The 22,984-nt window shown below is 64.1% G+C and carries 23 protein-coding genes; 10 read left to right on the top strand and 13 right to left on the bottom strand.

From position 1 onward, the window contains the following. A complete protein-coding gene (gene lysM / locus MUO32_RS28575; RefSeq protein ID WP_257951775.1) occupies positions 1 to 513 on the top strand; it encodes a peptidoglycan-binding protein LysM in 513 nt (170 codons plus the stop codon). Beyond that, a complete protein-coding gene (locus MUO32_RS28570) occupies positions 514 to 1,137 on the top strand; it encodes an alpha-ketoglutarate-dependent dioxygenase AlkB (RefSeq protein ID WP_257951774.1) in 624 nt (207 codons plus the stop codon). A 5-nt stretch (positions 1,138 to 1,142) separates the two neighbouring features. Here the strand turns inward: MUO32_RS28570 and coaA are convergent, their stop codons facing one another. The 8 genes from coaA to MUO32_RS28530 form a co-directional block, all read right to left on the bottom strand. Next, a complete protein-coding gene (coaA, locus tag MUO32_RS28565) occupies positions 1,143 to 2,138 on the bottom strand; it encodes a type I pantothenate kinase (protein WP_257951773.1) in 996 nt (331 codons plus the stop codon). Beyond that, positions 2,138 to 2,458, bottom strand: a complete 321-nt coding sequence (locus MUO32_RS28560; RefSeq protein ID WP_257951772.1) for a phosphoribosyl-ATP diphosphatase — start codon at positions 2,456 to 2,458, stop codon at positions 2,138 to 2,140. Before MUO32_RS28560 ends, coaA begins: the two co-directional genes overlap by 1 nt. 68 nt (positions 2,459 to 2,526) lie before the next feature. After that, positions 2,527 to 3,303, bottom strand: a complete 777-nt coding sequence (hisF, locus tag MUO32_RS28555; protein WP_257951771.1) for an imidazole glycerol phosphate synthase subunit HisF — start codon at positions 3,301 to 3,303, stop codon at positions 2,527 to 2,529. Then, positions 3,300 to 4,043, bottom strand: a complete 744-nt coding sequence (gene hisA, locus MUO32_RS28550; RefSeq protein ID WP_257951770.1) for a 1-(5-phosphoribosyl)-5-[(5-phosphoribosylamino)methylideneamino]imidazole-4-carboxamide isomerase — start codon at positions 4,041 to 4,043, stop codon at positions 3,300 to 3,302. Before hisA ends, hisF begins: the two co-directional genes overlap by 4 nt. 1 nt (position 4,044) lies before the next feature. Beyond that, complete coding sequence (hisH, locus tag MUO32_RS28545; RefSeq protein ID WP_257951769.1) at positions 4,045 to 4,686, bottom strand: imidazole glycerol phosphate synthase subunit HisH; 642 nt, start codon at positions 4,684 to 4,686, stop codon at positions 4,045 to 4,047. Between the two features lies 1 nt (position 4,687). After that, positions 4,688 to 5,158 carry a DUF2628 domain-containing protein gene (locus MUO32_RS28540; RefSeq protein WP_257951768.1) on the bottom strand — a complete coding sequence of 157 codons (471 nt, stop codon included), beginning with the start codon at positions 5,156 to 5,158 and terminating at the stop codon, positions 4,688 to 4,690. A 22-nt stretch (positions 5,159 to 5,180) separates the two neighbouring features. Beyond that, a complete protein-coding gene (gene hisB, locus MUO32_RS28535) occupies positions 5,181 to 5,774 on the bottom strand; it encodes an imidazoleglycerol-phosphate dehydratase HisB (protein WP_257951767.1) in 594 nt (197 codons plus the stop codon). 419 nt (positions 5,775 to 6,193) lie between these two features. Continuing rightward, positions 6,194 to 6,322: a hypothetical protein gene (locus MUO32_RS28530; RefSeq protein WP_257951766.1), complete on the bottom strand. Its 129-nt coding sequence runs from the start codon at positions 6,320 to 6,322 to the stop codon at positions 6,194 to 6,196. Between the two features lie 227 nt (positions 6,323 to 6,549). Here MUO32_RS28530 and hslV point away from each other — a divergent pair, with 227 nt between their 5' ends. The 5 genes from hslV (at position 6,550) to MUO32_RS28505 (ending at position 11,536) form a co-directional block, all read left to right on the top strand. Next, entirely contained in the window at positions 6,550 to 7,107 is a 558-nt protein-coding gene (hslV, locus tag MUO32_RS28525) for an ATP-dependent protease subunit HslV (protein WP_244763472.1), read from the top strand. Next, positions 7,097 to 7,639 carry a GNAT family N-acetyltransferase gene (locus tag MUO32_RS28520; protein WP_257951765.1) on the top strand — a complete coding sequence of 181 codons (543 nt, stop codon included), beginning with the start codon at positions 7,097 to 7,099 and terminating at the stop codon, positions 7,637 to 7,639. The genes hslV and MUO32_RS28520 overlap by 11 nt, the downstream gene beginning before the upstream one ends. Beyond that, on the top strand, positions 7,636 to 8,940 hold the full coding sequence (gene hslU / locus MUO32_RS28515; protein ID WP_257951764.1) for an ATP-dependent protease ATPase subunit HslU: 1,305 nt from the start codon (positions 7,636 to 7,638) through the stop codon (positions 8,938 to 8,940). Before MUO32_RS28520 ends, hslU begins: the two co-directional genes overlap by 4 nt. A 178-nt stretch (positions 8,941 to 9,118) precedes the next feature. After that, a complete protein-coding gene (locus tag MUO32_RS28510) occupies positions 9,119 to 10,066 on the top strand; it encodes a DUF1402 family protein (RefSeq protein ID WP_374708736.1) in 948 nt (315 codons plus the stop codon). 60 nt (positions 10,067 to 10,126) lie between these two features. Continuing rightward, on the top strand, positions 10,127 to 11,536 hold the full coding sequence (locus tag MUO32_RS28505) for a cytochrome P450 (protein ID WP_257951763.1): 1,410 nt from the start codon (positions 10,127 to 10,129) through the stop codon (positions 11,534 to 11,536). On the opposite strand, the gene MUO32_RS28500 is transcribed toward MUO32_RS28505, so the two are convergent. After that, positions 11,481 to 12,032 (bottom strand): hypothetical protein, encoded by a 552-nt coding sequence (locus MUO32_RS28500; protein WP_257951762.1) that lies wholly within the window; start codon positions 12,030 to 12,032, stop codon positions 11,481 to 11,483. The two genes, MUO32_RS28505 and MUO32_RS28500, sit on opposite strands and share 56 nt — an antisense overlap. A 144-nt stretch (positions 12,033 to 12,176) precedes the next feature. On the opposite strand from MUO32_RS28500, the gene MUO32_RS28495 reads away from it, so the two are divergent. Together MUO32_RS28495 and MUO32_RS28490 are read left to right on the top strand one after the other, a co-directional pair. Further along, positions 12,177 to 14,183, top strand: a complete 2,007-nt coding sequence (locus MUO32_RS28495; protein ID WP_257951761.1) for a hydantoinase/oxoprolinase family protein — start codon at positions 12,177 to 12,179, stop codon at positions 14,181 to 14,183. A 126-nt stretch (positions 14,184 to 14,309) separates the two neighbouring features. After that, on the top strand, positions 14,310 to 16,478 hold the full coding sequence (locus tag MUO32_RS28490) for a malate synthase G (protein WP_257951760.1): 2,169 nt from the start codon (positions 14,310 to 14,312) through the stop codon (positions 16,476 to 16,478). 108 nt (positions 16,479 to 16,586) lie between these two features. Here MUO32_RS28490 and MUO32_RS28485 read toward each other — a convergent pair whose 3' ends face one another. Beyond that, positions 16,587 to 17,249 (bottom strand): L,D-transpeptidase, encoded by a 663-nt coding sequence (locus MUO32_RS28485; RefSeq protein ID WP_257951759.1) that lies wholly within the window; start codon positions 17,247 to 17,249, stop codon positions 16,587 to 16,589. Between the two features lie 385 nt (positions 17,250 to 17,634). Here MUO32_RS28485 and MUO32_RS28480 point away from each other — a divergent pair, with 385 nt between their 5' ends. Next, the gene (locus MUO32_RS28480) at positions 17,635 to 18,165 is read left to right on the top strand and encodes an MmcB family DNA repair protein (protein ID WP_257951758.1); all 531 of its coding nucleotides are present in this window, start codon (positions 17,635 to 17,637) and stop codon (positions 18,163 to 18,165) included. Between the two features lie 2 nt (positions 18,166 to 18,167). On the opposite strand, the gene MUO32_RS28475 is transcribed toward MUO32_RS28480, so the two are convergent. The 3 genes from MUO32_RS28475 to hrpB all read right to left on the bottom strand — a co-directional run bounded on the left by MUO32_RS28475 (position 18,168) and on the right by hrpB (position 22,607). Then, positions 18,168 to 18,737, bottom strand: a complete 570-nt coding sequence (locus MUO32_RS28475) for an ActR/PrrA/RegA family redox response regulator transcription factor (RefSeq protein WP_308311345.1) — start codon at positions 18,735 to 18,737, stop codon at positions 18,168 to 18,170. 77 nt (positions 18,738 to 18,814) lie between these two features. After that, the gene (locus tag MUO32_RS28470; RefSeq protein ID WP_257951757.1) at positions 18,815 to 20,116 is read right to left on the bottom strand and encodes an ActS/PrrB/RegB family redox-sensitive histidine kinase; all 1,302 of its coding nucleotides are present in this window, start codon (positions 20,114 to 20,116) and stop codon (positions 18,815 to 18,817) included. 22 nt (positions 20,117 to 20,138) lie between these two features. After that, complete coding sequence (hrpB, locus tag MUO32_RS28465; protein WP_257951756.1) at positions 20,139 to 22,607, bottom strand: ATP-dependent helicase HrpB; 2,469 nt, start codon at positions 22,605 to 22,607, stop codon at positions 20,139 to 20,141. Positions 22,608 to 22,984 lie beyond the last annotated feature (377 nt).

The following is a 22,984-nucleotide window of genomic DNA, read 5'->3' as shown; positions in this document are numbered from 1 at the left end:
ATGGGTCTCTTCAGCTTTATCAAGAACGCCGGCAAGAAGCTCGGCATCGGTGACGACGAGGAAGCGCCGGCGGCCGAAGCGGTAAAGAAGGAGCTCGATTCCTTCGATCTCGGCACCAAGAATGTCGAAGTGTCCGTCGAGGGCGACAAATGCGTGCTGAAGGGCGTCGTGGCCGACCAGACCGCCTTTGAAAAGGCCGTCATCGCCGTCGGCAACACGCTGGGCATTTCCAAGGTGGAAGCCGCCGAGCTCAAGGTTGCTCCCGAATCCGGTCTGAAGTTCGAAAAGCTTGACCTGACGGAACTCCTGAAGACCTCGACGCCGGCAAGCGCGCCGACGCTCTACACCGTCAAGAAGGGCGATAATCTCTGGAAGATCGCCGAGGCGCACTACGGCAAGGGCAAGGGCACCAAGCATACGGTGATCTTCGATGCCAACCGGCCGATGCTCTCTCATCCGGACAAGATCTATCCCGGCCAGGTGCTGCGCATTCCGGACCTTTCGGAAGCGTAAGTGGTAGCGCCCGAGCGCGGCCTCGCTCCGGGGCTGCGCTACTTCCCCGATCATTTCGACCGCGCGGCGCAGGAGGCGCTTGTCGCTGCGATCAGGCAGGTCGTGGCGGAGGCGCCGCTCTTCGTGCCGCGCATGCCGAAGACCGGCAAACCCATGTCGGTGCGCATGACGAATTGCGGATCGCTCGGCTGGGTGACGGACAAGGAGCGCGGCTACCGCTACCAGCCAAGCCATCCCGAGACCGGCCGCCCCTGGCCGGCGATCCCCGAAGCGCTTCTATCCCTGTGGCAGGCCGTTTCCGGCTTCGACAAGCCGCCCGAGGCATGCCTCGTCAATTTCTACGATCCCGACGCTAGGATGGGCCTGCATCAGGACCGCGACGAGAGCGAATTCGCAGCGCCGGTCGTTTCCGTATCGCTGGGGGATCAATGTCTCTTTCGCGTCGGCGGCGTGTCGCGCAACGATCCGACGCGGTCGTTCCGGCTGTCGAGCGGCGATGTTTTCGTGTTCGGGGGCGAAAGCCGGATGATCTTTCACGGCGTCGACCGCATCTATCCCGATACGTCCACGCTTCTGAAAAATGCCGGGCGCATCAACCTGACGCTTCGTCGGGTGAACCCTTAAGCCGGCTACAGTTTGCGCAGCGCCACCGTTTCGATGAGGTGGTTTTCGCCCTTCTGCAGGATCAGGTCGGCGCGCGGGCGGGTCGGCAGGATATTCTGGCGCAGGTTTTTGAGATTGATGTTGCGCCACAGGCCCTCGGCGATCGCGAGCGCCTCGTCCTCGCTGATCGTCGCATAGCGATGGAAGTAGGAATCCGGGTTCTTGAAGGCCGTTTCGCGCAGGCGCATGAAACGATCGACATACCAGGTGTGGATCAGCGCCTCCTCGGCATCGATATAGATCGAGAAATCGAAGAAGTCGGAGACCATCGGCACGATCTTGCCGTCCGCCGGCAGATTGCGCGACTGCAGCACGTTGATGCCTTCGAAGATCAAAATGTCAGGCCGGTCGATGGTGCGAAACGTATTCGGCAGCACGTCATAGGTGAGGTGCGAATAGGTCGGCGCCTGGACGGCCTTCTTGCCGGCCTTGATCGCCGACAGGAAGCGCAGGAGCGCACCGGTGTCGTAGCTTTCCGGAAAGCCTTTGCGCTCCATCAGGCTCTCACGCTGGAGAACCGTATTCGGATAGAGAAAACCGTCGGTCGTCACCAGATCGACCTTGGGGCTGGAGGGCCAGCGCGACAGCAGTTCGGCAAGAATACGCGCCGTCGTCGATTTGCCCACCGCGACCGAGCCGGCAATGCCGATGACGAAGGGCGTCTTCGCCTCGTCGGACAGGGTGAGGAAGCGTTTGCGCTGCTCGAACAGCATCTGCGAGGATTCGACATGGGCCGAAAGCAGGCGCGACAGCGAGAGGTAGATCCGCCGGACTTCATCGAGATCGATCGGGTCGCCCAGCGAGCGCAGGCGCTGGACCTCGTCGGCCTTCAGGGTCAGGGGCGTATCGGCCCGGAAATGGGCCCATTCGTCTGCGGTAAAGAAACGGTAGGGAGAATAGTCGCGGTTGCCGAAATCGTCCGGAATATCCGCCTGGTCCTTGTCACGCGCTGCTTGGATCATCAGCTTTTCCGGCTGGCCTTCTCCGCTAGGCCGGACTGGCTCGTACGCCTTTCCAGCTCTCCCATGACATCTTGTAACGCCACGCCACCGATTTTCAATACGACGATCAGATGATAGAGCAGATCGGCCGTTTCACTCGTCAAAGCGGCCTTTTCGCCCTCGATCGCGGCGATAACGGTCTCGATTGCCTCTTCTCCGAGCTTTTTTGCCGCTTTTTGCTGTCCGGCAGCCACGAGCTTCGCCGTCCAGCTTTCCGACGGATCAGCCTTCGAACGGGCGTCGATGATCGCCTCTAGATCGGCAAGGGTGAAGGTGCTCATGCTCTCTCCTTGTTCATTCCTGCGCATTTCCGGATGCGGAATCGCTTCGCGCTTTTGCTGAAAATGCGCTAGTCGAGCCGCATGGCAATGCCATGCTCGGCCATGTAGCGCTTGGCTTCGCCGACCGTGTAGGTGCCGAAGTGGAAGATGGAGGCGGCAAGCACGGCCGTCGCATGGCCATCACGCACACCCTCGACCAGGTGATCGAGCGTGCCGACGCCGCCGGACGCGATGACCGGAACGGAAACGCGGTCGGCGATGGTGCGGGTCAGCGCAATATCATAGCCGCCCTTCTGGCCGTCGCGGTCCATGGAGGTGAGCAGCAGTTCGCCGGCACCCCGCTCCACCATCCTTTCGGCGAAGGCGACGGCGTCGATGCCGGTCGGCTTGCGGCCGCCATGGGTGAAGATTTCCCAGCGGTCTTCCTCGCCTTCGGCGGAAACCTTCTTCGAATCGATCGAGACGACGATGCACTGGTTACCGAACTTATCGGCCGCCTCGGCCACGAAATCCGGGTTCGAGACGGCGGCCGAGTTGATCGAGACCTTGTCGGCACCGGCGAGCAGGAGCTTGCGGATATCGGCGACCGTGCGCACGCCACCACCAACCGTGAGCGGCATGAAGCAATGATCGGCGGTGCGCGCCACGACGTCGAAGATCGTGTCGCGGTTGTCGGCGGAGGCGGTGATGTCGAGGAAGCAGAGTTCGTCGGCGCCGGCCGCATCGTAGACTTTCGCCGATTCGACGGGATCGCCGGCATCGACGAGGTTGAGGAAGCTGACGCCCTTGACGACGCGGCCGTCCTTCACGTCGAGGCAGGGAATGACGCGGGCTTTCAGGGTCATGCTGCACGTCCTTTCGCGTCGCGGATCATGGCGAGCGCCTCGGCGGGATCGATGCGGCCGTCATAGAGGGCGCGGCCGGAAATCGCGCCTTCCAGCTTGCGAGCCTCCGGGGCGACGAGGTGGCGGATATCGTCCATCGAGGCGAGGCCGCCAGAGGCGATGACGGGGATGGAGACGGCATCGGCGAGATCCAGCGTGGCCTCCCAGTTGATGCCGGTCAGGATGCCGTCGCGGTCGATGTCGGTGTAGATGATCGCGGCGACGCCGGCGCCTTCGAATTTTTTCGCAAGCTCGATCACGCCGAGTTCGGAGGCTTCCGCCCAGCCCTCGACGGCGACCTTGCCGCCCTTGGCGTCGATGCCGACGGCGACCTTGCCCGGAAACTGCCTGCAGGCCTCGATGACGAGCGCGGGATCACGCACGGCGACGGTGCCGAGGATGACGCGGGAAAGGCCACGTGACAGCCAGCTTTCGATATGGTCGAGCGTCCGGATGCCGCCGCCGAGCTGCACGGGGTTCTTCGTGGCCTTCAGGATGGCGTCGACGGCAGCACCGTTGACGCTTTCACCCGCGAAGGCGCCGTTGAGATCGACGACATGCAGCCATTCGAAACCCTGATCCTCGAAGGCTTTCGCCTGGGCGGCCGGGTCGGGATTGTAGACGGTGGCCTGGTCCATGTCGCCGAGCTTGAGGCGAACGCACTGGCCGTCTTTCAGGTCGATGGCGGGAAAGAGGATCATATCAGGGCTTCCAGCGCAGGAAATTGGTGATGAGGGCGAGGCCGAGCGTCTGGCTTTTTTCCGGATGGAACTGCGCGCCGGCCTTGTTGCCATTGGCGACGAAGGCGGTCATCGGGCCACCGTAGTCAACCGTCGCGACCACGTCGTCGGGGTTCTCGGCGGCGAGGTGGTAGGAGTGCACGAAATAGGCGTGCAGCGTTTCCGGAATGCCGTCGAACAGCGCGTGGGCGCGCCTGCGGTCGAGCGTGTTCCAGCCGATCTGCGGGATCTTCAGGCCCTGGTCGGCGGGCGTCATCAGGACGACATCGCCCTTGATCCAGCAGAGGCCTTCGGTCGTGGTCTTTTCGAGACCGCGTGAGGACATCAGCTGCATGCCGACGCACACGCCGAGGAACGGACGGGCCTTGGCCTCGACCACGTCGCGCAGCGCCTCCACCATGCCGGGCACGGCGTCGAGGCCGCGGCGGCAATCGGCATAGGCGCCGACACCGGGCAGCACGATGCGGTCGGCGGTCGCGACGCGCTCGGCCTTGTCCGTCAGGTCGATCTCGGCGGCAATGCCGGCCTCGCGCGCGGCGCGTTCAAAAGCCTTGGTGGCCGAGCGCAGATTGCCCGAGCCGTAGTCGATGATTGCAACGCGCATCTCAGCGTCCTTCCTTGAAACCGACGAGGCCGAGCATGGGAGCGTGCCGGCGTGCGGAGGTTTCAGAAGCCGGCAGGGCGGCGCTGTCGCGCGCCTCCGCCTCGCCGGCCGGGGTTTCCATGTAATAAATCTCTTCCGCCGTTGCACGGTCGTCGGCCACAATCGCCGCATCGACCGTCCAGCCCTTGCGCTCGAGGCCGGCGACGACCATCGAGGGGCCTTCGAGCGCGACCAGCAGGCTGGCCGCAAGGCAGATGCCGAGGCCGGTAAGACCGAAGACGGGATGGTCCGAAATCGCCGAGCCAAGCGCCTGCACGGCGAAGGCAAGCGCTGCAGCCAGCCAGGCGCGGTGCCAGAGCAGCCAGAGGACCGGCACGAAAAGGGCGATCCACGAGAAGCGGTCGCGGATGATCCGGGCTTTTTCGTCACCGGATTTTGTGCCCGGCGGTATCAGAACGAGGAACGTGGCCATCAACAGGCCTCCAGATTAGCCCTTAGGCCAGCGAACCCTTCGTCGAGGGAACGCGGCCCGCCTGGCGGGGATCGATCTCGGTCGCGGTACGCAGCACGCGCGCGACGGCCTTGAAGCACGTCTCCGAGATATGATGGTTGTTCGCGCCGTAGATGTTCTGGATATGCAGCGTGATGCCGGCGTGCTGGGCAAGCGCGTTGAAGAATTCGCGCACCAGTTCGGTATCGAAGGTGCCGATCTTCGGCGCCGAGAAGTTGACGTTCCAGACGAGGAAGGGCCGGCCGGAGACATCCACGGCGGCGCGCGTCATCGTCTCGTCCATGGCGAGATCGAGCGAGGCGTAGCGCGTGATGCCGCGGCGGTCGCCGAGCGCCTTCGCGATGGCCTGGCCGATGGCGATGCCGGTGTCTTCCACCGTGTGGTGGTCGTCGACATGCAGGTCGCCTTCGGTCTTGATCTGCATGTCGATGAGCGAATGGCGCGACAGCTGGTCGAGCATGTGATCGAAGAAACCGACGCCCGTCGAAATGCTCGACGCGCCGGTGCCGTCGATATCGACGGTGACCGATACGGAGGTCTCGTTCGTCTTGCGCGAAACGCTGGCAGTGCGGCTCATTGCGGTCTCCGGTAAATTGTCGCCGCTCCTTAACAGGGCTCTTCACAAAAGGCCAGTCTTTCGAGGGCTTTCGGGCGCAGGCGCAGACGGCCTACACGGGGGGCCGCCGGGGATGTCTGCCCCGACGCTCCAAGCCTCTTCCGCGCCTGCCGTCCGTTGCCGCCGGAAACGAAAGCGCCTCCTTGCGTCCGCATCGACACGATCCGTCCGGTGGCGGAAGGATGTTCAGGACAGGCGAGGTTTTGGGAGAAGGAAAATGTGGGGTGTGAAAAATGCCGTCGGGTAGGTCGAAGCCAGGTTTTTTGGCAAGCCTATCCGGTCCTCCTGGCGTCATCCGCAGGTGGAGCCCGAGGAGGGTGGTGTCGGAAAGAAGAGTGGAAGAGAGGGATGCGAAGTTGTCGGCATCCCTCTGCGTCGCGTTACTTCTTCTTCGTCGCGCTTTCGCTGTTCTTCACCTGCGATCCCAGGGTCGGTGCGGCTTTTTCGGCCACCTTGTCCTTCTTGGGTTTGCGCGTTTCCTTGTTGCTGCGGACTTGCCCTTTTGCCATTGCCGTAACCCCTTTGCGTTGCTGGGAGACCATAACCGCCTCATCAGGTGGGGAAAGCAAGGCTTATTTTGGACGGCGGCATGCTTGTCCCGCTTTCCATGCGTGAGGGCCGGGAGCGACCGGATGCCGGCGTTTGCAATTGGCGAAACGCCGCTTACATAGGAAACAACGAGGCCGCCTCGCTGGCGGCGCCATGCCCGGGATGCCGGGCTTTCGAAGGTATGCTCATGAGTGAACACAACCCCTACGCTTCCATGCACGCCACGACGATCATCACCGTCCGCAAGGACGGCAAGGTGGTGATGGCGGGCGACGGCCAGGTGAGCCTTGGCCAGACGGTGATGAAGAGCAATGCGCGCAAGGTGCGCCGGCTCGGCAAAGGCGACGTGATCGCCGGTTTTGCCGGCGCGACCGCCGATGCCTTCACGCTGCTCGAGCGGCTGGAAGCCAAGCTCGAACAATATCCCGACCAGCTGATGCGCGCCGCCGTCGAGCTTGCCAAGGACTGGCGCACCGACCGGTATCTGCGCCGGCTCGAAGCCATGATGCTGGTCGCCGACAAGACCGTGACGCTGGCGCTCACCGGCAACGGCGACGTGCTGGAGCCGGAACACGGCACCATGGCGATCGGCTCGGGCGGCAATTATGCCTATGCGGCGGCTCGCGCGCTGATGGACAGCGACAAGTCGGCCGAAGAGATCGCCCGCAAGGCCATGCAGATTGCCGGTGACATCTGCGTCTATACCAACCACAACTTCGTGGTGGAGACGCTGGATGCCGCTTGATCCCCGAAGGATCGGCTTTTCCCCCGTGGGGGAGGAGCACTACCCGCTGCTTCGCGCATGGCTGGAAACGCCGCATGTGCGCGAATGGTGGGGCGATCCCGAGGAAGAGATCGGCTTCATCCGAGACATGGTGGAGGGCAGGGACACGACGCGTCCCTACCTGATCCAGTTCGACGGAGAGCCGGTCGGCTACATACAAGTCTGGTTTCTCGGCCATCACCAGAACGAGGACTGGACGAAGGACAATCCCTGGCTGCTGGAGCTGCCGCGGGCGGCTGTCGGTGTCGATCTGTCGATCGGCCATGCCGACAAGCTTTCCATCGGTATCGGCTCCGCAGCGCTTGCCGCCTTCGTTTCCCATCTTCGCGGTCTTGGCCACGAGACCATCATCATCGACCCCGATCCCACGAATGCCCGTGCGGTTCGCGCCTATGAGAAAGCCGGCTTCCGACCGGTGGAAAAGCTCCTGGGCCGCACCGGCGACGACGTGCTGATCCTGCAATTCGACCCGAAAGCGAACGAGAGATCATGACCAACTTTTCCCCCCGCGAGATCGTCTCCGAACTCGACCGCTATATTATCGGCCAGCACGACGCCAAGCGCGCCGTGGCCATCGCCTTGCGCAACCGCTGGCGCCGCCACCAGCTGGAACCGGACCTGCGCGACGAGGTGATGCCGAAGAACATTCTGATGATCGGGCCGACCGGTGTCGGCAAGACGGAGATTTCCCGCCGTCTTGCGAAACTCGCCGGTGCGCCCTTCGTCAAGGTCGAGGCCACCAAGTTCACCGAAGTCGGTTATGTCGGCCGTGACGTCGAGCAGATCGTGCGCGATCTCGTCGAGGTCGGCATCGGCCTGGTGCGCGAGAAGAAGCGCTCCGAGGTGACAGCCAAGGCCCATGCCAATGCCGAGGAACGCGTGCTCGACGCGCTGGTCGGGGCCACCGCCTCGCCGGCGACCCGCGACAGCTTCCGCAAGAAGCTGCGCAGCAACGAGCTGGACGACAAGGAAATCGAAGTCGATGTGGCCGATACCGCAACACCCGGCGGCTTCGAGATTCCCGGCATGCCCGGCGCCAATATCGGCGTGCTGAACCTGTCGGAAATGTTCGGCAAGGCGATGGGCGGCCGCAGCAAGAAGGTGAAGACGACGGTCAAGGATTCGTACAAGATCCTGATCGACGACGAATCCGACAAGCTGCTCGACATGGAGCAGATCCAGCGCGAGGCGGTGCGTTCGGCGGAAAACGACGGCATCGTCTTCATCGACGAGATCGACAAGATCGCCGCGCGTGATGGCGGCATGGGCGCGGGTGTCTCCCGCGAGGGCGTGCAGCGCGACCTGCTGCCGCTTGTCGAGGGCACGACGGTCGCGACGAAGTACGGGCCGGTGAAGACGGACCATATCCTCTTCATCGCTTCCGGCGCCTTCCACGTCTCGAAGCCGTCGGATCTCCTGCCGGAGCTTCAGGGCCGCCTGCCGATCCGCGTCGAACTCAAGGCGCTGACCAAGGAGGATTTCCGCCGCATCCTGACGGAGACGGAAGCGAGCCTCATCCGCCAGTACAAGGCGCTGATGGAGACGGAAAGCGTCGAGCTCGATTTCACCGAGGATGCGCTCGATGCGCTGGCCGATGTCGCTGTCCAGCTCAATGCGAGCGTCGAGAATATCGGCGCGCGGCGTCTTCAGACGGTGATGGAGCGGGTGCTCGACGAAATCTCGTTCGACGCGCCGGACAAGGGCGGCAACAAGCTTCTGATCGACGCCGAATATGTGAAGAAGCATGTCGGGACGCTTGCGGCCAACACCGACCTGTCGCGCTACATCCTGTGACCTTTCGGCACCGGCCACCCAATAGGGGCGGCCGGTGCCGAATTTTTCATGGCCTGCCTCTCGACAGGCAGAACGACGCGGCCTAGGCCTTTGCCCGCGCCTGGCATCATTCCGACACGATTGTCTTGCATCGGTCCCGCCATCCGCCGAGAGATTTGACCAGACAGGAACCGCAATCGTGCGTCAGCTCATCCCTGTGTTTGCCCTTGCCGCCACGCTCGTTTTCCAGAGCCAGACCGTGGCGCATGCCGTGGACGTGGTGCCCGAAGGCAACCGCAATGCCGAGCAGCCCGCCATTCCCGGTGCTTCCGTGCGCCGCACCAAGGCAGGCAAGACCTCCTTCGATGCCAAGTACGAGAAGGTGCGGGACCTGCTGGCGAGCGACGGCCAGCTGACGAGCAAGATCAAGGCGACGGCGGCCAAATACGGTATCGCTCCGATCCACATGGTCGGCGCCATCGTCGGCGAGCACACCTACAATGTCGATGCCTATGACCGGCTGCAGAGCTATTATGTGAAGGCCGCCTCCTATACCGGCAGCTTCCGTTTCGCCTATGACGGCGAGAGCGTCGCCGATTTCGTCGCACGGCCGGAATTCGCCAAATGCGCCGACAAGAAGGGATCCTACGCACTCTGGACCTGCCGTGAAGGCGTCTGGAACCGCACGTTCAAGGGCGAGACGGTCGGTGGAAAATCCTTCCCCGACAACCGCTTCAGCGCGGTGTTCTTCCAGCCCTTCTATGCCGGCCAGACATTTGGGCTCGGCCAGATCAACCCGCTGACGGCGCTGACCTTGACCGACGACGTGGCGCGCATTTCCGGCTACGACAAGCTCGACGAGAACGATGCGGCCGATGTCTATCAGGCCATCATGGATCCCGACATCTCGCTTGCCTACATGGCCGCCTCCATCCGCCGCTCGATCGACGCCTACAGGAAGATCGCCGGCGTCGATATTTCGAAGAATCCCGGCCTGACCTCGACGCTCTATAATATCGGCAATCCCGATGCGCGCGCGAGCGCCTTCGCCGCGCGCCGCGCAGCGGGTGAAGTGACCTGGCCGGAAGAGAATTATTACGGTTGGCTGATCAACGACAAGCTGGCGGAGCTTCAGGGCCTGCTCTAACTTCCGCCTCTATATCGGCCCAGTCTTTTCGTGAGATGGCCGATCACAAGGAGGCGAATGATGGATATGCGTCCCGAGCCGTTCGAACCGCCGGCGCCGATCCCGCGTACGGTGCCGCCGTCGAAGCTCGAAATCATCCGCACGGTCTTCCGCAATCCGCTCGAATTGTGGGGCGAGCCGTCCTACACGCTGCCCTGGATCATGACGAGTTTCTTCGGCGAGAAGACGCTGATCGTCAACGATCCCGGTCTGATCAAATACCTGCTCGTCGACAATGCCGCCAATTACAAGATGGCCGTGGTGCGCCAACTCGTGCTGCGCCCCATCCTGCGCGACGGGCTGCTGACGGCGGAAGGCGCGGTCTGGCGCCGGTCGCGAAAAGCCGTCGCGCCGATCTTCACGCCACGCCACGCCAAGGGCTTTGCCACGCAGATGCTGGCGCAGTCCGAGCTTTATGCGAAGAAGTACGAAGGCGCGGAGGGCGAAGTCTTCGATATCGGCAACGACATGACGGAGCTGGCCTTCGCGATCCTTTCGGAAACGCTGTTTTCCGGCGAGATCGTCACGTCCTCCGACCAATTCGCCGATGACGTGGACGATCTCCTGCATTCCATGGGCCGCGTCGATCCGATGGATCTTTTGCGCGCACCCGCCTGGGTGCCGCGCGTGACGCGTATCGGCGGGTTCAAGGTTCTGAAAAAGTTCCGAAAGATTGTGCGCGATACAATGGATCTGCGGCTTAAGCGCATGGCGGCGGACGATGGTGATGCCCCGAACGATTTCCTGACGCTGCTGTTGCGTGCGGCGGGACCGGACGGGCTGACCATGGAGGAGGTGGAGGACAATATCCTCAGCTTTATCGGCGCCGGTCACGAGACGACGGCCCGCGCGCTCGCCTGGACGCTCTATTGCGTCGCCAATTCACCGCATGTGTGCGAGGCGATGGAGGAGGAGATCGACCGCGTCGTTTCAAGAGGCGCCGATCCCGTCGACTGGCTGGACAGGATGCCCTGGACGCGGGCGGCCTTCGAGGAGGCGATGCGGCTCTATCCGCCGGCTCCCTCGATCAACCGCGAGGCGATCTCCGACGACCGCTGGACGAGCCCGTCCGGCGAGGTGGTCGATATCCCAAAGGACGTCACCATCCTCGTCATGCCCTGGACGCTGCATCGCCATTCGCTTCTCTGGCACAAGCCGCGCGCCTACATGCCCGAACGCTTCCTGCCGGACAATCGCGAGGCGATCCATCGCTTCCAGTATCTGCCCTTCGGTGCCGGGCCGCGCATCTGCATCGGCGCGACCTTCGCCATGCAGGAGGCGATCATCGCGCTCGGCGTGCTGATGCATCGCTTCCGCTTCGACATGACGGAGGATACCAGACCCTGGCCGGTGCAGCGCCTGACGACGCAGCCGGCTAACGGACTGGCGTTGCGGGTGCGGGCTCGTCCCCGCGCTTCTTCGCCTTCTTGATCGTCTTGATCGAGGCGCAGGTCGCTTCCGGGTTCTTGCAGGGCTGGTAGACGACGATCTCGCTGCCGCTGCCGTCGTCCCACACCGCCTGCACGGCGATGGTCTGGGCCTCACCCGGCTTCAGGTTGAGATAGAGCCAGTTCTGGCTGTCGTCCGACGGCAGGTTGAAGGGCAGTTCCGGATCGCATTTCGCCATCGGAAACGTCTTGTCGAGCGTGTCGCTGTTGATCGAGTAGCGCACTTCCCTGAGTCGGCAATGCATGGTCTGCAACGCCGTGAAATAGATGAGCTGCTGGCCGGAGAATTCGCGGAACTGCACCCAGCCGGTCTGCTTGTTGGCGTCCAGCATCGCCTTGTAGATGGAGACGTCGGGAATCTGGGCCTTGTATTCCTCCTCGCCGTCCTCCTGCGCGCTTGCGGGCAGGCCGCAGGCAAGCAGCGTCGCGCCAAGGAAAAGGCTCGCCAGAATCGGCCGTCGAATGGAGAGTTTGATCACTGCAAAGGCTCCTCGTTCTTTCACCTGATGTCGCCGGCGGGATGGTGGCATTTGGCTTGGACATGCAATAACACCATTCCAGACCCGCTTTGAAAAGAGCCCGGCCCTTTTGACAAAGACGGGGCGGCATCCGGAAGAATTCTCGTGGCAGACCATTTGTTACTCGGCATCGATACCGGCGGCACCTATACGGACGCCGTACTCTACAGCGAAACCAGGGGCGTCGTTGCCCGTGCCAAGGCGCTCACCACGCGCCATGACCTCGCGGTTGGCATATCGGGCGCGGTGGAGGCGGTGCTGAAACAGGCGCAGGTGCCGGTCGCGGCCATCGGTCTCGTCTCGCTGTCGACGACGCTCGCCACCAATGCGCTGGTCGAAGGCCAGGGCGGTCGTGCCGGCCTCGTGATGATCGGCTTCGGTCCCGAAGACCTGAAGCGCGACGGGCTGGCCGATGCGCTCGGCAACGACCCCGTGCTCTTCCTGCCCGGCGGGCACAATGTGCATGGCAACGAGACGCCGCTGGACATGGCCGCGCTCGACGAAGCCCTGCCGTTGCTCTCCGAAACCGTTTCCTCCTTCGCTGTCGCCGGCTATTTCGCCGTGCGCAACCCGGCGCACGAACAGCGGGTGCGCGACCGCATCCGCGAAGTCTCGCACCTGCCCGTCACCTGTAGCCACGAACTGTCCTCGAAACTCGGCGGGCCGCGCCGGGCGCTGACGACGCTGTTGAATGCCCGCCTCGTCTCGATGATCGACCGGCTGATCGGCGCCTGCGAGGACTATCTCACGCGCCGCGGCATCCATGTGCCGATGATGGTCGTGCGCGGCGACGGCGCGTTGATTTCGGCGGCCGAAGCGCGGCTGCGGCCCATCGAGACCATTCTCTCCGGCCCGGCGGCGAGCCTTGTCGGCGCGCGGCACCTGACGGGGCTCGACAATGCCGTCGTCTCCGATATCGGCGGCACGACCACCGATGTCGCGGTCCTTGACAACGGCCGGCCGAAGCTCGATTCGGAAGGCGCGGTCGTCGGCGGCTACCGCACCATGGTGGAAGCGGTCGCCATGCGGACCTTCGGGCTTGGCGGCGATTCGGAAGTGCGCATCAACGACCGTGGCCTGAAGGCGAAGATCGATCTCGGTCCGCGCCGCTTCATGCCGCTCAGTCTTGCCTCGGCGCTGCATCCCGATAGTGTCGTTCCGGTGCTGGAGCGCCAGCTGCGCACCGCGCATATAGGCCGCCACGACGGACGTTTCGCCGTGCGCACCGGCGTTCCGGAACGGTTGGCGAGCGGCCTCACGGCGCAGGAACAGGCGCTTTACGAAAAGATCGGCGCCACGCCGCTGCCGCTCGACGGCCTGCTGGTCTCGACGCCGCAGAAGGCCACGCTCGACCGGCTGGTCGCGCGCGGCCTCGTGCATGTTTGTGGCATCACGCCGTCGGATGCCATGCATGTGCTGGGCGGGCAGGGACAGTGGGATGCCACGGCCGCCCGCCTTGGCCTGGAACTTGCCGCGCGCACCAAGGACGGTACCGGCCGGGCGATCGCCGAGACGCCGGAGGCACTGGCGCGCACGCTGGTCGACCGCCTGACGCGGCAGTCGGCGGATGTCATTCTGTCAGCCTGCCTTGCCGACGACGGCGTTGGGGCGCTCGATCCTGCCAATTCCATCTCCATCGACCGGGCGCTGCACCGCGTTCCCGGCATTGTGAAGTTTCGCGTCGCGCTCGACCGGCCGCTTGTCGGCCTCGGTGCCTCGGCGCCGGTCTACTATCCCGCCATTGCCGATATGCTCGGCGCGGAATCCTCCATTCCCTCCGATGCCGGCGTTGCCAATGCCGTCGGTGCCGTCGTCGGCCAGGTGCGCAATTCGGTGACGGTTTTCGTGACACAGCCGGAGGAGGGTGTGTTCATCGTCAACGGCGCGGGCGATAGCGTGCGTCTCGTCAACGAGCACGAAGCCTTCTCGCTGGCGAAGGAACGCGCAATGACGGCAGCGCTCCATGCCGCACGCGCCAACGGGGCCGACGAGCCGGTCGTGACGCTGTCGGAAGCGGTCGATGCGCCCGAGGTCGAAGGGTCGCGCAAGCTGATCGAGGCGCGTTTTACGGCGACGGCCAGTGGCCGGCCGCGCATCGCCGAAGAGGCATAAGTAGGATTTATTCCCGAGTGGAATAAATTCTTTATGCTATTGCCGAATTGACTATGAATGAAAGCTCCGGAAAGTGGGACCATTCGGGATACTCCCCCATTGTCCCGCCATTCGGAGCCTTTTCAGATGACTTATACCGAAAAAGCCGGTCTTTCGATCGACAGCGCCCTTTACGATTTCCTCGTCAAGGAGGCTCTTCCCGGCACGGGCGTGGATGCGGACCGCTATTTTACCGATTTCTCCGCCATCGTGCATGAACTGGCACCCGAAAACCGCGCTCTGCTTGCCAAGCGCGACGCCCTGCAGGAAAAGCTCGACGCCTGGTATCGCGCAAACGGCGCGCCGGTCGATATGGCGGCCTATGAGGCGTTCCTGCGCGAGATCGGCTATCTCCTGCCCGAGGGCGGCGACGTCAAGGTGACGACCGACAATGTCGATCCGGAGATCGCCAGCCTCGCCGGCCCGCAGCTCGTGGTTCCCGTCATGAATGCGCGTTATGCGCTGAACGCCGCCAATGCGCGCTGGGGTTCCCTCTACGATGCGCTCTACGGCACGGACGCGATTGCCGAAACCGACGGCGCGGAAAAGGGCAAGGGTTACAATCCCGTTCGTGGCGCCAAGGTCATCGCCTGGGCGCGCGGCTTCCTCGACGATGCGGCACCGCTTTCCGGCGCATCCTGGCGCGATGCGGCTGGTCTGTCCGTCGAGGGCGGCAAACTCGTCGTCGCGCTTGTCGGTGGCGGCAAGACCGGTCTTGCGGATGAAAGGAAGTTCGCCGGCTATCTCGGCGAGACGGCTACGCCGACGAGCGTCCTCCTGCGCAACAATGGCCTGCATATCGAGATCCGCATCGATGCCACGACGCCGACCGGTAAGGACGATGCGGCGCATATTTCCGACCTGATCATCGAATCGGCGCTGACCACGATCATGGACTGCGAAGACTCCGTCGCCGCCGTCGATGCCGAGGACAAGGTCGTCGTCTACCGCAATTGGCTCGGCCTTATGAAGGGCGATCTGTCCGAAGAGGTTGCCAAGGGCGGCAAGACCATCACGCGCCGCCTCAACCCGGACCGCGCCTACACCGCGCCGGATGGTTCGGCCGGCTCGCTGCGCGCCCGCTCGCTGATGCTGGTGCGCAATGTCGGTCACCTCATGACCAATCCGGCGATCCGCGACCGCAACGGCAACGAGGTGCCCGAGGGCATCATGGACGCCATGGTGACGGCGCTGATCGCGCTGCACGATGTCGGCGTCAACGGCCGCCGCCAGAATTCGCCGGCCGGTTCGATGTATGTCGTCAAGCCGAAGATGCATGGCCCGGAAGAGGTTGCTTTCGCTTCAAAACTGTTCGGCCGCGCCGAGGCCGCCGTCGGCATGGCGGAGAACACCATGAAGATGGGCATCATGGACGAGGAACGCCGCACGACGGTCAATCTCAAGGAGGCGATCCGCGCCGCGAAGGAGCGTGTCGTCTTCATCAATACCGGCTTCCTCGACCGTACGGGCGACGAGATCCACACCTCGATGGAAGCGGGTCCGATGATCCGCAAGGGCGACATGAAGCAGGCCGCCTGGATATCCGCCTATGAGAACTGGAACGTCGATATCGGCCTGGAATGCGGCCTGTCCGGCCATGCGCAGATCGGCAAGGGCATGTGGGCCATGCCGGACCTGATGGCCGCCATGCTGGAGCAGAAGATCGCCCATCCCAAGGCCGGTGCCAACACCGCCTGGGTGCCCTCGCCGACGGCCGCCACGCTGCACGCGACCCACTATCACAAGGTCAATGTCGCCGAGGTGCAGGCGGCGCTGCGCTCGCGCCCGCGGGCAAAGCTCACCGATATCCTCTCCGTCCCGGTCGCGGTGCGCCCGAACTGGACGTCGGAGGAGATCCAGCGCGAACTCGACAACAATGCGCAGGGCATCCTGGGCTATGTCGTGCGCTGGATCGACCAGGGCGTCGGCTGCTCGAAGGTTCCCGACATCAACGATGTCGGCCTGATGGAGGACCGCGCGACGCTGCGCATCTCCGCCCAGCACCTCGCCAACTGGCTGCACCACGGCGTCATCACCGAGGCGCAGATCCTCGAAACGATGAAGCGCATGGCCGCCGTCGTCGACGGGCAGAATGCCGGCGATTCGCTCTATCGCCCGATGGCAGGCAATTTCGACGGCTCGATCGCCTTCCAGGCCGCCGTCGAACTCGTGCTGAAGGGCCGTGCGCAGCCGAACGGCTATACCGAGCCGGTCCTGCACCGCCGCCGCCTCGAGCTGAAGGCCGCCGGCGCCTGATTTGTCTTGCGGCAAGGCGGTTCGACCGCCTTGCGCTTTCCAAAGCGCAGAACGAAAGAAGCCGCCGGATCGCTCCGGCGGCTTCTTTATGAAGAGAGTGTCGTTTGCTTACTGCTGCACGACGACGCGGGCGCCCTTGCCGGGACGGACGCGGCTGTAGAGATCGATAATGTCCTGGTTCATCAGGCGAATGCAGCCCGACGAGGCGGCCGTGCCGATGGAGGCCCATTCCGGCGTGCCGTGCAGGCGGAACAGCGTGTCCTGGCCCTTCTCGTTGAAGAGATACATCGCGCGGGCGCCGAGCGGGTTCTTCAGGCCCGGACCCATGCCGTCCTTGACGTAGCGAGCAACTTCCGGCTTGCGGTCGGCCATTTCCTGCGGCGGATGCCAGTTCGGCCATTCCTGCTTCCAGGCGATATAGGCCTCACCCTTCCATGCGAAGCCGGACTTGCCGACGCCGATGCCGTAGCGCACGGCCTTGCCGCCGGGCAGCACATAATAAAGGAAGCGGTTCGGCGTGTTCACGACGATCGTGCCGGGCTTTTCGCTGGTGGCGTAGTCGACGATCTGGCGGTGGAACTTGGTGTTCACCTTGCTGATCGGGATTGCCGGCAGGGCATAGCCATTATCTTCGACGGCGCCATAATCCGACGTGAAGATAGCATTGGTCGCCACCTTCTCGCCCGGAAGGGAGGTCGAAGACGAGGAGCAACCAGCGAGCGTGACGGCTGCTGCGAGGCCGCACAGGAGGAGGGCATTGCGGAAGCGCATGAGATTCTCTTGTAAAGGAATTAAGAAGTTCCGGGACGCGGGAACTTTCATCGATTATGGTTTATTTTCGATTAAACCAGTCAATGCAAGTGTGTGCGCTGCGGCATGGGCTTCGGCCAAAGCAAAAAGCTGCCGGATTGTTTTTTTGCAACAACAATGCCGGTGTCCCGCCGCTTTCACCGCGCCCGGATCATGCCAAGCACGCCGCGCCGCGCCGTTCAATGGCCTTGCGGCCGAGAGTGCCCAAGCCGCACAAGAACAGTTTCGCGCAGTTAATAGAACCTTTTTCTCGCCGCAGTTTTGCCCGCTGTCTTAACGTTTCCGGCATTGCCGGATCGAATCCGCATGATTCGCGGTTAGAATGCGATTCGCGAGGTTTGAACCGATGACGATCGTTTCCATTCACAACGACAATCCGCTGCTCGACGGGCGGCAGTCCGACCGTGCCATGATGGTGCGCCGCGGCGTGCAGCGCATGCTCATGGAGATGCGCCATGCCGTGATGCCGGAGCTGACGCTGGCGAGCGGCCGGCGCGCCGATCTCATCAGTCTGTCGGACAAGGGCGAGATCTGGATCGTTGAGATCAAGACCTCGATCGAGGATTTTCGCGTCGACCGTAAATGGCCGAATTACCGCCGCCATTGCGACCGGCTGTTCTTCGCCACGCACAAGGATGTGCCGCTCGATATCTTCCCGGAAGAATGCGGCCTGATCCTTTCGGACGGCTACGGCGCGCATATGCTGCGCGAAGCGCCGGAACACAAGCTGGCCGCCCCGACACGCAAGGCCGTCACCTTCGCCTTCGCCCGCGTTGCCGCGGGCCGGCTGCTGCTGGCGGAATTTGCGATGGATTCCAAGCGCGACGGGCCGGATATCTCCGCCATCGTCTCGGGACGGCGCGACGAGCCTGCCTAGTTTTACTTCGGCGCGCGCTTCGCCAGAATGCGCTGTAGCGTGCGGCGGTGCATGTTGAGGCGGCGGGCCGTCTCGGAAACATTGCGGTCGCAGATTTCATAGACGCGCTGGATATGTTCCCAGCGCACGCGATCCGCCGACATCGGGTTCTCGGGCAGCTCGACCTTTTCGCCGGGGCGCTGCGTCAGCGCGGCAAAGATGTCGTCGGCGTCGGCGGGCTTGGCGAGGTAATCGACGGCGCCGAGCTTCACCGCGTTCACGGCGGTGGCGATGTTGCCGTAGCCGGTCAGCATGATGATGCGCGTGTCGTCGCGGCGCTGGCGGATGGCGGAGATCACGTCGAGGCCGCTGCCGTCGCCGAGGCGAAGATCGACCACGGCATATTTCGGCGGGTTCGTCTTGGCCTTGGCAATACCCTCGGCGACCGACTCGGCGGTATCGACGGCAAAACCGCGCGTTTCCATGGCGCGCGCAAGACGGCGGAGGAACGGCGCGTCGTCATCGACGAGAAGAAGCGAGGGGTCCGGCCCGATATCGTCGGGTGCCATCTGCGGTTCGGTGTTTTCTGCCATTGTCTCGTCTTCCGTCGCGGATTTGGTCCATTCTTGATCGGGATCAGCTTATCACCCCTAAGGGTGCGCCGGTAAAGTCATTTTGCGCCCTTGGCCTCCATGCGGGCCCGCGGCCAATCGACCGACACGCGCGCGCCCGGCTGGTCGCCGGTGCGGTTGCCGAAGGTCAATTTGGCGCCGGAACGCTCCAGCAGCGTTTTTGCGATGAACAGTCCGAGCCCGAGCCCGCCCGCCCGCTCGTCCTTCTGTCGTTTGGTGACATAGGGATCGCCGATGCGCTGGAGAATATCCGCGGCATACCCGTCGCCGTCGTCCTCGATGACGATCGTCACCCGGTCCTGCGTGTGGCCGACGGTGACGGTGACGTCCTCGCGTGCGTGGTCCACGGCGTTTTCCAGGAGGTTGCCGAGGCCGTAGAGAATGCCGGGATTGCGGTTGCCGACGGGCTCGCCTGCGCGCTCGCCATTTTCGACGAGGTTGAGCTTGATGCCGAATTCGCGATGCGGCGCCAAAACCTCCTCCATCAGCGAGGAAAGCGGCAGGATGCGCATATGCGCCTCGTCTTCCGTCGATAGCGTCGTCAGCCGGCGCAGGATGTCACGGCAGCGTTCGCTCTGGCTGCGCAGAAGCTGCACGTCTTCCTTGAAGCGGTCGTCCGTGCCGAGTTCGCGCTCCATTTCGCGCGCGACGACGCTGATCGTGGCGAGCGGCGTGCCGAGCTCATGGGCGGCGGCGGCGGCAAGGCCATCGAGCTGCGACAGGTGCTTTTCGCGCTGGAGGATGAGCTCGGTCGCCGCCAGCGCGTCCGAAAGCTCGATGGCTTCCTGCGACACCCTGTAGGAATAGAAGGCGGCGAAGGCCGTGGTGGAAACGATGGCGAACCAGAAGCCGGCCGTCAGGATCGGCGGTACGACGAGCACGGTTCCGGGAAACCAGGGGAGCTGGAACGGCGTGAAGGCAAGTGCGGTGATGCCGGCGACGGCAAGACCGCCCAGCGTCAGGCTGAAGCGGATCGGCTGCAGCGACGAGGAGATGATGACGGGCACGCAGACGAGCGGCGCGAAGGGATTGGCGAGGCCGCCGGTTATGAAAAGCAGCGCCATCAGCTGGCAGAGATCGAAGGCAAGCAGCGTGAAGGCCGAAGCCGGCGTCAGCCGGTGCGCCGGCGCAAAGCGCACGGCAAGAAAGAAGTTCACCGCCGCAAGCAGCGCGATCAGCACCGCCGCCGGCAGGAGTGGCAACGGGAACTTCAGCCAGAATGCGACGACGATGACGCTGATCGACTGGCCGGCAACGGCCAGCCATCTTAGGCGAATGAGCGTTTCAAGGCGCAGCCGCCGGCCGGAGCCCTGGAAGTCGATATCCTGATAGCCTGTCATTCCCGGTCCTTCCGTTCTGTCTCTATGTGCCGCGCGGCTTGACGCGCGTCGTCGGCATGGCCTCGGCCGGATCCTCCGGCCAGGGATGTTTCGGATAGCGTCCGCGCATGTCGGCGCGCACGTCCCGCCAGGATCCCGCCCAGAAACCGGGCAGGTCGCGCGTCGTCTGGATCGGCCGGTGGGCCGGCGAAACGAGTTCGAGCAGCAGCGGCAGCCGCCCGCCGGCAACGGAGGGATGCTGCTTCAGTCCGAACAGCTCCTGCACGCGGATCGCCAGCACCGGCTCGTCGCCATCATAGCGGATCGGATGACGCTGTCCCGTCGGCGCCTCGAAATGTGTGGGTACAAGCTTGCCGATATCGCGCTGCATGTCATAGGGCACCAGCGCCATCAGGCCGTCATGCAGGCTCGCCGCCGAGATGTCGTCGATCCCCCGGGTGTTTTCCTGGAAGGGCACGAACCACGTATCGAGATCGGCAAGCAGCGCGTCGTCGGCCGTGTCCGGCCACGGCACGCCGATCGAGCGGTGCAGGAAGCCGATGCGGTCGCGCAGCTGCGCCGCCTCGCGGGAAAACGGCAGAACCTGGATGCCGAGCTGGCGAACGCCATCTGCCAATGCCTGAGCCGCCTTCGGCCCGGACGGGCGCTTGAGCGGCGTCTCCTCCAGAATCATCGCACCAAGACGCACGACACGGCGCGCCCGGACCTGGCGGTTTGCCCGGTCGAAGACGCATTGATCCTCGCGCACGATCTTGTCCGCAAGTTCGGCCTCGACGGTCGCGCGGTCGATTTCGGCGGCGGCCAGAATGCGCTGCCGCCCGGCCTGGCCGGTGAGATCGGCGACGACGATCATGTCGGCGCCCGCCAGTCGCTCCGTCTCCGGCAATTCGCCGCCGCGGCCGTTCGCCATGACGAAGCGTCCCCGGCCGCCACGTTGCAGGGCGATCCGGTCGGGAAAGGCATGCAGCAGCAGAGCGCCCGGCGTGCTGGCGGTCGCGGCCTTCGCCGTGCCAAAACCTTCGGCCATGCGCTGGGCAAGCCGCCGCGCCGCATCCGCCCGCTCGCCACGCTCGTTGGCGAACCGTCGCAAACGCTCTTCCATGTCGATACCTGAACCGCCAAGCCCCTGCTCGGTGAGCAACACCGCAAGCCGGGCGGCCGCCGCCTGCTCGCCGTCCCGGGCGGCGTTGAGGATCATCGCCGCAAGCCGGGGCGGCAGGGCGAGCGCGCGGATGCGTTTTCCGGCGGGCGTCAACGCTCCATCCGCGTCGAGCGCACCAAGCAGGCGCAGAAGGTTGCGCGCCTCCTCCATCGCTGCTGCCGGCGGCTGATCGACGAAGCGGAGCGCCGCCGGATCGGTCACGCCCCAATGGGCGAGGTCGAGCACCAGGCCGGAGAGATCGGAGGACAGGATCTGCGGTGGCGTGAAGGCCGGCAGTGCGGCGGTCTGGCCGGCATGCCAGAGCCGGATCGCGATGCCCGGTTCCGTTCGCCCGGCCCGGCCGGCGCGCTGGTCGGCCGAAGCGCGCGACACGCGCACCGTTTCCAGCCGCGTGATCCCGGTCGCCGCCTCGAAGACCGGCAGGCGCTGCAGCCCGCTGTCGATGACGATGCGAACACCGTCGATGGTAATCGACGTCTCGGCAATGGAGGTCGCCAGAACGATCTTGCGCGTTCCTGCCAGTGCGGGACGGATGGCCGCGTCCTGTTCCTTCTGGCTGAGATTACCGTAAAGGGGAACGACCGTCGTCTCCGGCCCGAACCGGCCCTCAAGCCGCTCGGCGGTGCGGGTGACCTCGGCCTGGCCCGGCAGGAAGGCGAGGATCGACCCGGCCTCCCCACGATGCGCCTCTGTTATAGCGCGCACCATGCTGTCCTCTATGCGTTCGCCGGTCGGTCGGTCCTGATAGCGGGTTTCCACGGGATAGCTGCGGCCCGCGCTGACGATGGCGGGCGGGTGGTCGAGCAGTGCGCAAAGCCTGTCCACGTCGAGCGTCGCGGACATGACGACGATCCGCAGATCCTCGCGCAGCGCCGCCTGCACGTCGAGCGCCAGCGCCAGTCCGAAATCCGCATCGAGCGAACGCTCATGGAATTCGTCGAAGAGGACAGCGGACACACCGGACAGTTCGGGATCGTCGAGGATCATCCGGGCAAAGACACCCTCGGTCACCACCTCGATGCGCGTCCTCGACGAAACGCGGTTGTCGAGCCGCATGCGATAGCCGACCGTTTCGCCCACCTTTTCACCAAGCAGGGATGCCATGCGCCCCGCTGCCGCGCGCGCCGCGAGCCGCCGCGGTTCGAGCAGGATGATCTTGCCATCGCCGCGCCAGGCCTGGTCGAGCAGGTAAAGCGGCACCAGCGTCGTCTTGCCCGCGCCGGGTGGCGCAGACAGCACCGCGCGCGCTCCCGCGGACAGAGCTGCGCCCAGATCCGGCAGGACGTCCGTTATCGGCAGCTTCGGCAGAGTATCTGATATCGACGCCATGATCGTGCCCGCACGTATATATAGGAAAAGGGCCCGTGATGTTCGGGGCCGGCCAGCGGTGTGTTTCCGTTTGAATAGCCCGCTGGTGAAGTCCGGAAAAGGGTTGAAAGGGTCTTCCGGCCTGCCGAGAGCACGTTATGCGGTCCGGCGAAAAAATTTTACCACCTGGACAAGATTTTAAATTGCGGAATCGCAGTTTTTGCGGGGATCTCGGGTGGACGTCGCACCTGACTTTCAAAATCCAATAATAAAATCAGACACTTGTCGATTTTCTCATTTTTTATGAAAACGGGTGTTGACGGATTGGGTTGGGGGGGCCTATAACCCGGCCATCGAACGAGAGCGGCGGCGCTTCTGGCGGCCGACGAACTCGCTCT

The sequence above is a fragment of the Shinella sp. CPCC 101442 genome (assembly GCF_024704725.1).
In the GTDB taxonomy this organism is placed as follows: domain Bacteria; phylum Pseudomonadota; class Alphaproteobacteria; order Rhizobiales; family Rhizobiaceae; genus Shinella.
The sequence above is the reverse complement of the archived record's forward strand: the minus strand, read 5'-3'. Positions and strand labels throughout refer to the sequence as shown.